Raw genomic sequence first — 14,759 nt, forward strand, 5'->3', positions numbered from 1 at the left:
CGCCCGCACCTGCGCCGCCGGTCGCGGCACCGGCACCGCCGAGTCAGCCCCAGCCGCCGGCTCCCGCTCCGGGAGCGCCGTGCGCCGGCTGCACCGAGTACACCGGCAGCCTGTCCGCCGGCGGGTCGGCGCTGCATCCCGGCGTGGGCGGTTTCCGCGCCGGGGGACCGGTCGCCGGTTTCCTGCGGGGCGCCGCCACGGTCGACGTCGACCTGGTCCTCGAGCGTCAGTCGTGCCTGCTGATCCTCTGCAGCTGGAACTCGGTCGCCTCGTCGCGGACGGCCGGCCCGGTCGAGGACGTCCGGGTCTCGGTGCCCGACGGCTTCTACCGCTGGCGGGTCGTCGCGGTGTCGGGGTCGGGGAGCTACCGCTTCTACGGTCAGCCTCGCTGAGGGTCGCGCGGGGTCGTGGTCGCCAGGGAGCGGAGCGACCGTGAGGGCGGAGCCCGAGGCGACTCACTCGGGTGGGGTTCGCCTCGCTGCGCTCACGCCCTCGTTCCTCGGGCTGGCGAACGCATGGTCGCGTGGGTTCGCCTCGCTGCGCTCACGCCCTCGTTCCTCGGGCTGGCGAACACGTGGTCGCGAGCCCGAGGGTCGCGCGGGGTCGCGGTCGCCAGGGAGCGGAGCGACCGTGAGGGCGGAGCCCGAGGCGACACTCGGGTGGGGTTCGCCTCGCTGCGCTCACGCCCTCGCACGCTCGGGCTGGCGAACACGTGGTCGCGCGCGGTCGGTGGTTGAGGTGCTGCGAGGGACGAGCAGCCTCGAAACCACCGGGCGAACGTGAGGGTCAGGCGGCCCGCAGGTGCGGCGCGGGGTGGCCGCGGAAGCGAGAGCTGCGACCGTCGATCTTGAGCAGCCGCCACACCACACGGGACACCCGGTTCATCAGCCCGGCCTCCTCGGCCAGCATCCGTACGTCGGCGAACAGCTCGGCGAGACGCTCGCGGGACTCCGGGGCCTTCCAGTACAGCTCCTTGATGACCGACTTCGGGATGTCGAACTCCTTGCGGAAGTCGGCGGGCGGAACCATGATCAGGTCGCAGCCGGCCCGCATGATGATGGGGAACGCGATCGAGGCGGCGAACCGGTTCAGCCGGCCCATCCGCGGCGCGTGGTACTTCAGGTACTCGTGGGCGAAGGAGATGTGCCGGGCCTCCTCGGCCACGTGGATCTCCATGATGCGCTGCATGACGGGCGGCATCTGGTGACCGTCGCGCAGGATCGCCTTCTGGGTGTGGTCGATCGGCTCCTCGCCGGACAGCACCATGATGAAGAACGCCACGGGGACGACCGAGGCCGTCATGGGGATGACCGGCAGCAGCGTCTTGACCCAGCGCGGCATGCCCGGCACGTCGATGCCGATGCGGTTGACCGTCTCCTGGAACATCTGGGTGTGGTGGCACTCCTCGGTGGCCTCGTGGGTGAGGTACCGGTACTCCGGGGAGCCGTTGGGCAGGGTGAAGACGTACTGCATGATGCCGCGGATCAGGACGTTCTCGAACTGCAGGCCGACGCGCAGGATGTTCGCCTGGCGCCACATGCCGATCTCGATCTGACGCTCCTGCGGCAGCGCGAGGTACCACGGGTGGCTGCCGAGCGGGTCGGTGTTGGGGGGCAGGACCCAGCGGGGATCGTCGTGCCGGATCTGGAAGGCCTCGCTGTCCCAGTCGACGTCGAGAAAGGCGTCGAAGTGCCGCTCGACCGACCCCTCCGACAGGGTCTTCAGCGCCGCGGCGTACTGCTCGCGGGTGAGACCGGCCGACAGGTCGGGCAGGTCGGCGGACGGTGCGGGATTCTCGATCGTCTGGGTCATGGTGAGCCTTCCGTGGTCCCGAGGGGTGTGTCCATCGTCCGCCGCCCTGCGCTACGTGTCAACACCTATGTGACATTGACGGGTGATGTAATCGGTCGGCGCTCGTAGTCGGTCAGCCGGAACGAGCGCATCTGCCGGGCGAACTGGGTCGCGAAGCCGGGGTACATGGTGCCGTTGAAGCCGTCGGGCGTGAGGTACCAGCTGCGGCAGCCGGAGTTCCACGTGGTGCGCGAGAGGCGCTCCTGCATCCGGGCGTTGTAGGCGTCCTGCACCTCCGGGCGCACGTCGAGCACCGCGAGGTCGTCCTCGACGATCGCGCGCACCCCGTGCACGGCGTACTCGATCTGCTCCTCCATGTAGACCAGTGCCGAGTTGTGGCCGGGGCCGGAGTTGGGGCCGAAGGTGAGGAACAGGTTGGGGTAGCCGGACACGCTGGCGCTCTTGTAGGCGTACACGCCGCCGGACCACTCGTCGTCGAGCGACCGGCCGTCGCGACCGTGGACCGGGATCGGCGAGCCCTGCTTGCTGATGTCGTAGCCGGTCGCGAACACGACGGCGTCGAGCACGTGCTCGACCCCGTCCGAGGTGCGGATGCCGGCGGGCGACATCGTCGCGATCGGCCAGGTGAACAGCTTGCAGTTGTCGGCCTGCAGGGCCGGGTAGTAGTCGCTGGACATGAGCATCCGCTTGCAGCCGGCGCGGAAGTCCGGGGTCAGCTGGCGGCGCATCCACGGGTCCTTGACCTGACGGCGCAGGTGGGCACGGGACACCTGCTGCACGAGCGAGGTGACGGGGGAGTTCCAGACCAGCCCGAGCGCCATCGCCTCGTGGCCCCAGAACCACGCCTGCCGGGCCGCGGTCTGCACCGGCGGCGCCTTGGCGAACAGTGCCTTGGTCCAGTCGGGACGCCGGGTGTCCATGCGCGGCATCACCCAGCCGGGGGTCCGCTGGAAGACCTTGACGAACTCGGCCTCCTTGACCAGCTCGGGGATGATCTGCACCGCGCTCGCACCGGTGCCGACCACGCCGATGCGCTTGCCGCGGGGGTCGAAGTCGTGGTCCCAGCGTGCGCTGTGGATCTTGTGGCCCTCGTAGGTGTCGAGCCCCGGGATCGAGGGCCACGAGGAGTTCGACAGCGGGCCGGACGCCACGATGACGCTGCGGGCACGCAGGCTCTTGCCCTTCGCAACCTCGACGGTCCACTCGCCGGACGGCTCGTCGAAGGTCAGCGAGGTGACCTCGGTGTCGAACCGGATCAGGTCGCGGACCCCGAAGTCGTCGGCGATCGACTCCACGTAGGCGAGGATCTCGTCGCTGCCGGCGTAGGTGCGCGACCACTGCGGGTTCTGGGCGAACGAGTAGGAGTACAGCAGCGACGGGATGTCGCAGGCCGCGCCCGGGTAGGTGTTGTCGCGCCAGGTGCCGCCGACGCGGTCCGAGCGTTCGAGGACGACGACGTCCTCGATGCCGGCGGCGCGCAGCCGGGCCGCGGCGCCGAGTCCGGCGAAGCCCGCACCGATCACGACGGTCGTGTGCGCCATGGGGGTGCGCTGACGCTCGCTCATGCCTGCGGCTCGTAGGTGAGTTCCTTGGACCACGACGGCAGCGACCGCAGCAGGCGGCGCGGGTAGTGCGTCGACGCCATGACCATCTTGTCGGCCAGCAGGTGGTACGGGTGGCTGCGGTCGATCACCATGGCGCCCTGCCACTTGATCACCTGGTAGAGCGGCAGCCGACGGGTGAACTCGCTGCGGTCTCCGACGTTCGAGAACCGCTTGAGCGCGACGTAGAGGCGGTCCTCGTCGATGCCCATGTGGGCGATGTTGTCGCGCATGCGGTTGAGCAGGGGGATGTACATGAGCGCGCCGATGAGCAGCGAGGGGCTGAGGGCGTTGCCGGCGAACTCGATCAGGATCTTGCGCATCTTGGCGTGACCGAGCATGTCGAGCACCTCGAAGTCGACGGCCAGGTGGCGCGACTCGTCGGCGTTGATGAGCTGGAAGACCTCGTGGCAGATCGGGTCCTCGACCTCGTCCATGAGGAACTTGACGAGGGCGCCGTCGAGCGCGACCTCGAGCATCGGGATGACGGTGCCCAGCACCGACAGCGACATGCTGTCGGCGTACTTGTCGAGCCACTCGATCGCGAGGCGGACGTTGATGTTGGGCTCGGGGACCTCGTCGGCCTCGAGCATGCCCCACCGACGCATCAGGGCGAGCTCGGCGTTGGCGTGCCGCTGCTCCTCGGCGTGGAAGTAGGTGTAGATGTCGCGCAGGGTGTCGGTGGGGGCCTTCTTGGCCATCGCGGAGAAGCCGCGGGCGCCGATGTTCTCGATCCACACCAGGTCGGCCATGAAGTCCTTCAGCTTGGCCTTCTGCTCGGTGCTCAGGTTGTCGGCGCCGGGGGCGTCCCAGTCGATGTCGGCCAGCGCCCACTGGCGCTCCTTGATCGTGGCCAGGGTCTTGTCGAGGTCGAGTGCCATGGTCGTGCTCCTGTCGTGGGTGGTGCAGGGACGGTCGTGGTGAGGTCAGGAGGCGCGTCGGCGCGCGGCCGCGGCGCGGGTGACCCGAGGCGGCTTGGGCTTGCGCGTGGCGGCCGCCGGCGTGGCCAGTTGCCGGCGGACGAAACGTCCGACGACGCCGACGGCGCGTCCCGCCTCGGGGGCCATGCGCGGCATGGCCTGGAACACGTGCATCTGGCCCGGCCACACCTGCAGCTCGCAGGTGCCGCCCGCGGCGGTGATGTCGGCCGCGAGCTGCTCGGCGTCGGCGGCGAGCATCTCGGCGCCGCCGGCCTGGATGAGGGTCGGGGGCAGGGCGGGCGCCTCGCGCACGGCCAGCCGGAGCCGGTGGTGGTCGGGGTCGACCCCGACCGTGTAGTGGTCGACGAGCGTGCGGGCGCGGGCGGCGGAGATCATCGGGTCGCGCTGCACCAGCTCGCGGGCCGCGGCGAGGGAGAACGAGGTGTCGTAGAGGGGGGACAGCAGCACCAGGGCCTCGGGCTGCTGCTCGCCGGTGCGGGCGAGCTCGAGGGCCAGGTCGACGGCGAGGTGTCCGCCCGCGGAGTCCCCGGCCACCACGATGCGCTGGTGGCCCTGGTGGACCAACCACCGGTAGGCGCGCAGGGCGTCGTCGGACGCCGCGGGGAAGCGGTGCCGGGGGGCGCGGCGGTACTGCACCGTGAACGCCGGGGTGCCGCTGGCGGCGGCGATGCGCGACACCAGCTTGCGGTGGGTGCGCGGGGAACAGGCGACGAACGCGCTGCCGTGCAGGTACAGGATCACCGCGTCGGTGCGGCGGGCCGCCGCGGGCCGGACCCACTCGCCGATGACCTGTCCGTCGGGCGAGCGGTGACGGATCCGGGTGATGTCGGTGTCGGGTGCCCCCTGCCCGAGCGAGTGCATCGAGGAGGCGATGATGGCCCGGGTGATCGCGACACCCAGCCGGCCCTGCGGGGCCACCTGGCTGAACGGGCGGAGCGTGCGAGCCGTGACGGCCGACCCGAGTCGTGCCCGTGAGGACACCCGCAAGTTCTCATCGATGTATGAACCATTGGTCGATGTCACAGTCATACGGCTAGCATGGGGTCACTGATCGGGGATGTCAACCACTCCGAGCAGATCATCCGCACCGGAGGAGGAGCAGTGGCCGACTACCGCATCGACGACCTGGCACGCACCGTCGGCACCACCGTCCGCAACATCCGGGCGTACCAGGACCGCGGACTCCTGCACCCGCCGAAGCTCCTCGGGCGGGCCGGCATCTACTCCGACTCGCACGTTCGCCGGCTGCGTCGCATCCTGTCGCTGCTGCAGCGGGGGTACGCCTCGGCGCAGATCCACGAGCTGCTCGACGCCTGGGACAACGGCCGCGACCTCGGCCAGGTCATCGACCTCGAGGGCGCCGTGACCGACCCGTGGTCCGACGAGGTGCCGGTCGAGATGCTGCGGACCGAGCTGGCGCGCCGGGTCGGCGGGGACGAGCACGTCGACCGCCTCGCCGCGATCGGGTGGGTCGAGCACGAGGGCGACGTGTCGACGTTCCGCAGCGCACGACTGCTCTCGGTGTTCGAGCGGGTCGTGGCGCTGGGGTGGCCCCAGGCCGACCTGATCGACCTCTACGAGTCGATGGACGCGTCGCTGTCGGGGGTCGCCGACCGGCTGGTCGAGACCGCTTCCCGTCACCTCATCTCCGAGCACGGCGACACCTGGGTGCCGTCGGGCAGTGAGGCCCCGGAGGCCGCGTCGATGTTCGGCGAGCTGCGACACTCCACCCTGGTCACCGTGCGGGAGATGCTGGCCAAGTCGATGGAGGAGAGCATGAAGCGCGCCCTCGACGAGCACCTGGCCCGCGTCGCCGCCGCCGGGCGCACCTGAGGCCGCCGCACCTGAGGCGACCACGACGTGTGGTGCGCCATGACTCGGGTACGTCACGTGCGTGTGATGTCCCCGAGCCACGGAGGTACGACGATGACATGGCGCCGTGCGGCCCGACGGGCCGTCCCCGCACTGATGGCCGGGCTGGTCCTGGCGACGGCCGGCTGTGACGCGGACCCGCCGCAGCACGAGCGGTCGTCCGGGCAGGTCGAGCGCACGGAGAGCGTCACCGCGGCGAACCTGGTGATCGTGGTCGACGGCGACGGGCGAGGGGTGCTGATCGGCACCCTGCTCAACCGCGGACCCGGGGCCGACCGGCTGGTCGACGTGGATGCCGAGGGCGAGAGCCTGCTCGAGCTGCCGATCGCGGTGGACCTGGTCGGGGGACCCGTGACCCTGCCGTCCGACGAGCCGGTCCGTCTGGCCGAGCAGCCCGAGGTCGTCCTGTCGTCGGTGCGACTCGTGCCGGGATTCCGTGCGCCGCTCGAGCTGACCTTCGCGGAGAGCGACCCGATCGTCACGACGGTGCGGGTCGAGGCGCGCACCGGTCCCTACGCCGACGTGTCGATCCCGCCGGCCGGCGAGTGAGCCGGGCAGGGGCTACAGCGTCGCCAGGACGCGGCGATCGACCTTGCCGGTGGGCGTGTAGGGGATGGCCTCGACGACCACGACCTCCCGCGGCACCTTGAACCGGGCCAGGTGCGACCGGACGTGCGCCTTCACCAGGTCGGCGTCGACCGGTGCCGAGCCGTCGGTCACCACGAACAGACGCAGGCGCGTCCCGAACTCGACGTCGTCGACGGGCAGCGACGCGACGTCGACCACGCCGTCGAGGGTGCCGACGACCTGCTCGATCTCGCCGGGGAACACGTTCTCGCCGCCGGACACGATCATGTCGTCGTCACGGCCGTCGACGAACAGCCGGCCGTCGTCGTCCCAGTGGCCGGTGTCGCCGGTGCCCATGAACGCACCGATGGTGGGCTTGGTGCCTCCCCCGGAGTAACCCTCGAAGCGCAGGCCGTTGCTGACGAAGATCCGGGCCGACACGCCCGACGCGGTCACCGGCTGGTCGTCGGCGTCGAACAGGGCCACCTGGACGCCGCGGGGCGGGCGCCCGGCCGTGCCGGGGGCCGCCGCCCAGTCCTCGGGCGTCGCGACGGTCGCGAGGGCGACCTCGGTGCAGCCGTAGAGGTTGTGCACCACGGGCCCGAACGCAGCCGTGGCGCGGTCGCCCAGCTCGGCGGGCAGGGCGGCGCCCGCGCAGAGGATGATGCGCAAGGACGAGGTGTCGTGCGCGGCGAGGTCCTCCAGCGCGAGGATCCGCTGCAGCATCGTCGGCACGAGCACCAACATCGTCACGCGGTGCTGCTCCACGGCGCGGACGGTGGCCTCGGCGTCGAAGCGCCGGCGCAGCACGACGGTGGACCCCAGCGCCATCGCGAGGATCAGCTGGGACAGGCCGGTGCCATGGAACGTGGGGGCGGCGATCAGCAGGACGTCGCCGCGGCGCTGGGGGATGCGCTCGAGGAACTGGGCGGCCGCCAGTGGTGAACCGACCTGGCGGGGTGCGCCCTTCGGCGTGCCGGTCGTGCCGCCCGTGAGCAGCACCAGCCCTCCCTGACGGGACGGGGCGGGGAGCCGGTCGGTGGAGTGCGCGGCCACCAGGTCGTCGACGACGAGGTGCGGGCCGGCTGCGGGGCCGCCGACCACGGCGGTGGTGACGTGGTCGGGCGCCGCGGCCAGCAGGGCGTCGAACTCGGCGTCGGCGATCAGCAGCTTCACCCCCTCGCGCACCAGCACGTCGGCCAGCTGGGGTGGGGCGAACCCGGTGTTGAGCAGCACCAGCCGGGCGCCGCTCTTGCCGGCCGCGACCATGACCTCGATGACGCCGCGGTGGTCGCGGCACAGCACGCCGACGGCGTCACCCTCGGCCACGCCGGCCGCGGTGATGGCCCGGGCCAGGGCGTTGGTCCGCAGGTCGAGCTCGCCGTAGGTGAGCGGGCCGTCGTCGTCGATCACCGCGACGTCGTCGGGCCGGCGGCGGGCGGCGATGAACGCGGCACCGGCGATCGGCCCGCGGGTGCGGACGGCCAGACTGGACTGCAGGGTCAGCACGGGCCGGCGCAGGTCGACGACACCGGACCCGAGGAGCACCCGCACGCTGTGCACGACCGACGGCGAGGTGCGACCATGAACGGAAATGTCGCCTTTTCGTTTCACCTCGCCGACAGTAGTCGGCGGCGTCCTACGATGACAAGACCTGCCCTGAGGAGTGACCGTGACGACGACCGCCCGCCGCTACGCCGGCCAGACCGCCGAGGAGCGCGACGCGCACCGGCGTGAGCGCGTCCGGTCGGCCTGCCGCGAACTGATCGGGGGGAGCGGCTACGCCAGCACGACGGTCGAGAGGATCTGCTCCACGGCAGGGGTGTCGACGCGCCACTTCTACCAGCACTACGACAACAAGGAAGCCGCCTTCATCGACCTGTACGACAGCATCATCTCGGCCTCGGGTTCAGCCGCGATGACCAGCCTGGCCGAGACCGAGGGGCGTCCGATGGTCGAGCGCGTGCCGGCGGCGTTCCTGGCCTACCTCAGCCCGATGGTGCGCGACGTCCGCACCGCGCGCATCGCCTTCGTCGAGATCATGGGGGTCAGCCCGCAGATGGAGGAGAAGCGGCTCGCCTTCCGGGAGTCGCTGGTGGAGATCATCACCACCGAGGGGTCGGCCGCCGTGCGGCGTGGGGAGATCACCGATCGCGACTTCCGGTTCGCCTCGCTCGCGCTCGCCGGGGCCGCCACCGCGATCGTCTACGACTGGACGCTGCGGCCCGGTCGGCACAGCGTGGAGCACCTGGAGTCTATGCTCGCCGACCTGGCGGTCGCGCTCATCGCCGCCTGAAGACCACCGGCCGTCAGCGGGCCAGCAGGCCCTTCGCCACATGGGTGACCTGCACCTCGTTGCTGCCGGCGTAGATCATGAGCGACTTGGCGTCGCGCGCCAGCTGCTCCACCCGGTACTCGGCCATGTAGCCGTTGCCGCCGAACAGCTGCACGGCGTCCATGGCCACGTCGGTGGCGACCTCGGTGGAGTAGAGCTTGACCGCCGACGCCTCGGCCAGGCTCGGCATGCGGCCGGAGCGCAGGTGCTCCAGGGCGGAGAACACCATGTTCTGCACGTTGAGGCGGGCGACCTCCATCTTCGCGAGCTTGAGCTGGATCAGCTGCAGGTCGCCGATGGGCCGGCCCCAGAGCTCGCGCTGCCGGGCGTAGTCGATGCTCAGACGGTGGCACTCCTGGATGATGCCCAGGGACAGCACGGCGCAGCCCACCCGCTCCATCACGAAGTTCTGCCGGGCACTCTCGCGCCCGTCGTCGCTGCCGCCCGTCGGCTTCTCCCCGCCCAGGAGGCGGTCGGGGGTGAGGCGGACCCGGTCGAAGAACAGCTCGCCGGTCGGCGACGACATCATGCCCATCTTCTTGAACGGTGCGCCCTGGACCAGCCCGTCCATGCCGCGGTCGAGGACGAAGGTGAGCACGGGGCGGTCGCGGACCGGGGTCCCGTCGCCCTCGTCGAGCTTGGCGTAGACGACGATCACGTCGGCGTACGGGCCGTTGGTGATGAACGTCTTGTGCCCCGTGAGGAGGTAGTCGTCGCCGTCGCGGCGGACGGTCGTGGTCATGCCCCCGAACGCGTCCGACCCGGACTCCGGTTCGGTGATCGCCCACGCCGCGATGTGCTCTGCGGTCACCAGCCGGGGCAGCCAGCGTTCCTTCTGCTCGAGCGTCCCCTTGCTCGCGATGGTGCCGGCGCCGAGCCCCAGCGAGACGGTGACCGACGCGACGGACCCGAGGCTCACGCCGGCGAGCTCACTGACCAGCACCGCCGCCATGGAGGCCGCGCCGTCCAGGTCGCCGGCCGGCGACGGGGGCGCGGGCTCGTCGGCGGTCCCGTCGGAGGGCTGCTGCCGTCGGCGGTCGGCCGCGAGCATGGCCGCCAGGGCCTCGGAGGCCACGGTGTCGATGCCGAAGTCGGCGAAGAGCTTCCGGACGAGGTCGTACGGGGGCAGGTCGCCCGACTCGAGGCGGTCCAGGTGCGGGCGCAGCTCGGTGTCGATCCAGTCGCGCACGGCATCGCGGACCGCGAGGTCGGACTCCGACCACTCGATCATGCGCTCGTCCCCGAGGGCTCCGGCGTCCGGCGTGCTGTCCTGCTCCTGCTGAGGTCCATGGGTGGACGCTAGGGCGGCCGGGCGGCGGAAGCGATGACCCGAGGGCTCGCATCCCGTGACCGGATCGATCATCGGAGCACGCCACAGAGTGAAACGAGGGCTTGTCGGATCAGTCGGATCGATATAGCCTGCGTCACATGTGGTCATTCAACGTTTCGGTCCCCCGGTCCATCGTCGTCCCGGTCGCGGCCCTGTGCGTCGCCCTCGTCCCGACCGCTGCGTCCGCCGCTTCCATCGACTTCGCCCCGCCGGTCGAGTCGGCCATCGACAACGGCGCCGGGCCGGGTCCGGCCCCACGAGCCAACGTGTCGGCGGACGTCGACGGCGACGGGTCGCCGGACATCGTCTCGATCGGGAACCTTGGCTTCGGCGGCCTGCTCGTCTCGATCAGCAACGGCGACGGCACCTTCGCCGCTGCCACCAGCATCCCCGGCACGTCCGGGAGCCAGGGCGTGGACGTCGGTGACGTCGACGGCGACGGGATTGCCGATGTCGTCACGGCGACGGTCGCACAACTTCAGGTGCTGCTCGGCAACGGCGACGGCACCTTCACCTCAGCCGGCACCTACCCCTACTCGTTGGGCGGGCAGGTACAGCCGATCCTCACCGACGTCGACAACGACGGCGATCTCGACGTGGTCTCCCCGTCGTTCACGTCGATCAACACTCTCCTGAACGACGGTTCTGGCACCTTTGCCGATGGGCCGACCTCTTGGGTCGCCGGCGCGGGAGTGGTGTCAGCCATCGCGCCGGCCCGACTCGACAGCGACGGGCTCGGTGACCTCTTCGCCGTCGATGGATTGAGCGGCACGACCTTCGCGCTCGTCGGTACCGGTGGTGGCAGGTACACGGTCACCGGACGCCTGCTCGGATCCGGCTTCATCCCCGAGGACGTCGTGGCGATCGACCTGGACGGTGACGGTTTCGACGACGCGGCCACGGTCGGCTCGTTCAGCTTCACCCTGGCGACCGGGCTGACCAACGGCATCGGCAGGTTCCGGTCGGTCTTCCCCGCCACAGTGCGGTTTGCCGGTCCCGGACCGACCAGCGCGGCTGCAGCCGATCTGGATGGCGACGGTCGCGAGGACCTGGTGGTCTCGTCCCTCGCCAATCCCCTGCAGGGCACCCTGACGGTCCTCGCCGGCAATGGCACTGCCCGCCCGACCAAGGTCGGCGCCTTTGCCACGGCGTCGTTCCCCCAGAACCCGATGCTGATCGACGCCGACGGCGACGGCCGGACCGACATGGTCACCGTCAGCCCCGGGACCATTACAACTGTTCGGAATGTGACGCCGTGAGGGCGCGCCGGTGGGCCGTGACGGTTGCGGTTGCCCTCGTGGCCTCCGTGGCCGTCGCCGCCGGGGCAACGGTCCCCGCGGCTGCGACGCCGCTGCCGGTTCCCGAGGACGACCCGTTCTACTCCGTTCCCGCCGACATCGCGGACTACGAGCCGGGTGACGTCATCGACAGTCGCTCGGTCGACGTCAAGGCCTTCGAGCTTCCGTTGCCGGCGCGAGCCTGGCAGGTCCTGTACCGCACGGAGGACTCCAAGGGCCGGCCGAGCGCCACGGTCACCACCGTCATGGTGCCCCTGTCGGACTGGAGGAAGCCCGGCCCGCGGCCCTTGGTCTCGTACCAGACGGCCGAGGATGGCGTGGCCGGCCGGTGCGCGCCGTCGTATGCGCTGCGGGCCGGCGTCCAGGGCGGATTCACCGGCTCGTTGAGCGAGACCCCGCTGATCGGACTGGCCCTGTTGCAGGGGTGGGCTGTCGCCGCGCCCGACTACGAGGGCCCGCGGTCGGAGTTCCTCGTCGCCGGCACACAGGCCAAGGGTGTCCTTGATGGCATCCGGGCTGTCCAGAACTTCTCACCCGCTGGCTTGGCCGATTCGCCGGTCGGCTTGTGGGGCTACTCCGGTGGGAGCTTGGCGACGGCCACCGCAGCCCAACTGCAGCTGACCTACGCGCCGGAGTTGGAGTTCGAGGGCATCGCGCTGGGCGGTCTGCTCGGCGACGTCCGGTCCACGATCGACGCGTTCAGCGGCAGCATCGGCGGCGGCGCGATCCCCATGGGCTTCAACGGGTTCCTGCGGGCCTACCCGGAACTCGACCTCCTGCAGTACATCAACGAGGTAGGGCGGGAGAAGATCGAGGCGACTGCAGGTGACTGCCTGTTCGACGCCGCGCTGCGATACCCACTCCTGCGGACCGGGAGCATCGAGGCGATACCTGACGTGCTGAGCGTTCCACCCGTCGCGGCCATGCTGCGTGAGAACAGCCCACTGCACCTGCCGGGCGTCCCCACCGCGCCGGTGTACCACTACCACACGGTGTTCGACCAGTTCGCCCCGATCGCGCCGGCCCGCGCGACGATGCGCAACTACTGTGACGGCGGTGCCACCGTGCAGAGCGTCGAGTCGCTGCTGGGCGAACATCTGACCGAGATCATCGTGGGAGCCCCCCGGGCCGTGAGGTTCCTCAAGGATCGCTTCGCCGGCCTGCCGGCGAAGAGCAACTGCTCGAGGATCCCCGGCTGATGATCCCTGCGCCCTCCGAATGGAGCCACATGACGGTGAACCGATCGATGCCGCTGAAGCTGCCGCTTCTGGTCGCAGCCATGTGCGCCAGCCTGGCTGGCGCGCTCCTGGTGTTTCCCACCAGCGCAGTTGCTGCCGGACCGTCCTGGTACGTCCAAGGGGGCTCGGCGGCCGGCGGATCGGGCGCAGTCGACTCGCCGTTCGGATCGCTAGCCGAGGCCGAGGCTGCATCAGCGCCGGGCGACACCATCGTGGTACTGCCCTCCCCGAAGGTGCTGGACGGCGGGATTGAGCTCAAGCCCGGCCAGCGACTCGTGGGGGAGGGCCCCTCCGTCACCGCCGGTGCGGTGGTGGCCCCGCAGCTCACCAACACCACGGACCGGCTCGACGGCGACGCCGTGCGGCTGGCCGACGGCACGACGGTTCAGAACCTGCGCATCACCGGTGCCCGCCGCGGTGCGGTCTACGGACTGGACGTGACCGAGGTCCTGGTCGAGGGCAACGACGTGGCCGGGCAGAACACGTCGTGCACGCCCGGGTTCCTGATTCCGGCGTTCATCGGCCCGACCAACGTGCCGGGCATCGGCATCCCGGTCGGTGGGGGGCTGCAGAACGGCTGGGCCGGCATCATGATCGATGTCACCGAGCGCCAGGGGGTCACCGCCACGATCGCCGACAACCTCGTACGCGATGCCGACTGTGGCGACGGCATCGACATCCGCACCGCCGGGTCGGCCTCGGCCGATGTCACGGTCCGCGGCAACGACGTGCGCTCGTTGAAGCAGGGCCCTGACTTCAAGTCGGTCCTCGCGATCGGCATGCAGGCCAGCGACACCTCCGAGCTCACCGCGATCGTCCACGACAACACCCAGTCCGATCTCGGCGACCCCGAGGAGCTGAACTTCATCCTCGCTGGATCGAACTCCGAGGGCGTCTACGTCAACGGGGTCGGCCCGTCACGCATGCACGTCACGATCACCGAGAACATCTACACCAACGACAAGGGTGTCGGGAACTTCTCAGCGAACGGGCTGGAGGTGGTCACGATGGGCAGCGGATCAGACGTCTCGGTCGTGGTTCGCGACAGCCACTTCTCCGGGTCACCGGGTGACCTCGTCGAGCACGGGGCGTTGGGCACCGATGCCCGGATGGAGATGCTGCTCGAGCGCGTCACGGTCGAGCGGTCTGCCGGGTTCGGCGACACCAAGATCTTGCCCTTCAATAATGGCGACTGCGTGGTGGCCGGCAGCCTCGGCGCCCGCAATGACGTCAGTCTCGTCGTGCGCGACAGTGTGCTCCGAGACTGCTCCAACAACGGCCTGTCAATCGGGAGCAACGTCGTCAACGGCACCGGAGCGAGCGGGCGCATCGTCGTCGAGGTCGACAACACGCAGATCACCGGCAACCGTGGCGGCAACCTGAGTGTCCGCAACTTCACGAAGCTCGACGAGTTGGTGGTCAAAGTGCAGCGCAGCAACCTGGCTGGCAGTTCGAGCTTCGGGTCCAGCATCGCCGACGTCTCGATCGAGGACTTCGGCCGGACCACGCGTTCGACGATCGACCTCGGCGGTGGCGCACTCGGCAGCGTGGGTCAGAACTGTGTCGTCGGGGGTCTGTTGGCCGCGAACGTGGTCCGGTACAAGGTGGCGGCCAAGAACACCTGGTGGGGTCGCCCCGGAGGGCCGGGTCTGCTGCGGACGCTGGCGCTCGGCGGACTGCTCAACACCGGATCGGCCCTCGCGTCAGCCCCGGCTCACTGCCGCTGACCCGTCAACTGATCCCCGTCGCGTGTCGGCCATCGAGG

12 protein-coding genes and 1 pseudogene are annotated in these 14,759 nt (G+C 70.4%); 7 read left to right on the plus strand and 6 right to left on the minus strand.

Annotated elements, in window-relative coordinates:
- Positions 1-392 (plus strand): annotated as a pseudogene (locus tag HMPREF0063_RS16715) (hypothetical protein); the annotation flags it as partial.
- Between the two features lie 394 nt (positions 393-786).
- Here HMPREF0063_RS16715 and HMPREF0063_RS00935 read toward each other — a convergent pair.
- From HMPREF0063_RS00935 to HMPREF0063_RS00950, 4 genes are all read right to left on the minus strand, one after another.
- Positions 787-1,812: an AurF N-oxygenase family protein gene (locus tag HMPREF0063_RS00935; RefSeq protein WP_007076764.1), complete on the minus strand. Its 1,026-nt coding sequence runs from the start codon at positions 1,810-1,812 to the stop codon at positions 787-789.
- Between the two features lie 65 nt (positions 1,813-1,877).
- Positions 1,878-3,377 (minus strand): flavin-containing monooxygenase, encoded by a 1,500-nt coding sequence (locus HMPREF0063_RS00940; protein ID WP_007076765.1) that lies wholly within the window; start codon positions 3,375-3,377, stop codon positions 1,878-1,880.
- Positions 3,374-4,294 (minus strand): hypothetical protein, encoded by a 921-nt coding sequence (locus HMPREF0063_RS00945; RefSeq protein ID WP_007076766.1) that lies wholly within the window; start codon positions 4,292-4,294, stop codon positions 3,374-3,376. The genes HMPREF0063_RS00940 and HMPREF0063_RS00945 overlap by 4 nt, the downstream gene beginning before the upstream one ends.
- 45 nt (positions 4,295-4,339) lie before the next feature.
- Positions 4,340-5,335, minus strand: coding sequence for an alpha/beta hydrolase (locus HMPREF0063_RS00950; protein WP_245527725.1), 996 nt, complete (start codon positions 5,333-5,335; stop codon positions 4,340-4,342).
- A 57-nt stretch (positions 5,336-5,392) separates the two neighbouring features.
- Between HMPREF0063_RS00950 and HMPREF0063_RS00955 the strand changes: the two genes are divergently transcribed.
- Positions 5,393-6,187: a MerR family transcriptional regulator gene (locus HMPREF0063_RS00955; protein ID WP_007076768.1), complete on the plus strand. Its 795-nt coding sequence runs from the start codon at positions 5,393-5,395 to the stop codon at positions 6,185-6,187.
- A 93-nt stretch (positions 6,188-6,280) separates the two neighbouring features.
- A complete protein-coding gene (locus HMPREF0063_RS00960; RefSeq protein ID WP_156793995.1) occupies positions 6,281-6,775 on the plus strand; it encodes a hypothetical protein in 495 nt (164 codons plus the stop codon).
- A gap of 12 nt (positions 6,776-6,787) precedes the next feature.
- Here the strand turns inward: HMPREF0063_RS00960 and HMPREF0063_RS00965 are convergent, their stop codons facing one another.
- Positions 6,788-8,356, minus strand: coding sequence for an AMP-binding protein (locus tag HMPREF0063_RS00965; RefSeq protein WP_211208745.1), 1,569 nt, complete (start codon positions 8,354-8,356; stop codon positions 6,788-6,790).
- A gap of 109 nt (positions 8,357-8,465) precedes the next feature.
- On the opposite strand from HMPREF0063_RS00965, the gene HMPREF0063_RS00970 reads away from it, so the two are divergent.
- Entirely contained in the window at positions 8,466-9,089 is a 624-nt protein-coding gene (locus tag HMPREF0063_RS00970; RefSeq protein ID WP_156793996.1) for a TetR/AcrR family transcriptional regulator, read from the plus strand.
- Positions 9,090-9,102: 13 nt separating this feature from the next.
- Here the strand turns inward: HMPREF0063_RS00970 and HMPREF0063_RS00975 are convergent, their stop codons facing one another.
- On the minus strand, positions 9,103-10,359 hold the full coding sequence (locus HMPREF0063_RS00975; protein WP_040320012.1) for an acyl-CoA dehydrogenase family protein: 1,257 nt from the start codon (positions 10,357-10,359) through the stop codon (positions 9,103-9,105).
- A gap of 197 nt (positions 10,360-10,556) precedes the next feature.
- Between HMPREF0063_RS00975 and HMPREF0063_RS00980 the strand changes: the two genes are divergently transcribed.
- Genes HMPREF0063_RS00980 through HMPREF0063_RS00990 form a run of 3 tightly spaced genes read left to right on the plus strand, consistent with a single transcriptional unit; the run spans position 10,557 to position 14,721 of the window.
- Positions 10,557-11,717 (plus strand): FG-GAP repeat domain-containing protein, encoded by a 1,161-nt coding sequence (locus HMPREF0063_RS00980; protein ID WP_007076773.1) that lies wholly within the window; start codon positions 10,557-10,559, stop codon positions 11,715-11,717.
- Positions 11,718-11,755: 38 nt separating this feature from the next.
- On the plus strand, positions 11,756-12,955 hold the full coding sequence (locus HMPREF0063_RS00985; RefSeq protein ID WP_050760869.1) for a lipase family protein: 1,200 nt from the start codon (positions 11,756-11,758) through the stop codon (positions 12,953-12,955).
- Between the two features lie 29 nt (positions 12,956-12,984).
- A complete protein-coding gene (locus HMPREF0063_RS00990; RefSeq protein WP_050760870.1) occupies positions 12,985-14,721 on the plus strand; it encodes a right-handed parallel beta-helix repeat-containing protein in 1,737 nt (578 codons plus the stop codon).
- Positions 14,722-14,759: the final 38 nt, after the last annotated feature.

It is taken from the genome of Aeromicrobium marinum DSM 15272, assembly GCF_000160775.2.
Classification (GTDB): domain Bacteria; phylum Actinomycetota; class Actinomycetes; order Propionibacteriales; family Nocardioidaceae; genus Aeromicrobium; species Aeromicrobium marinum.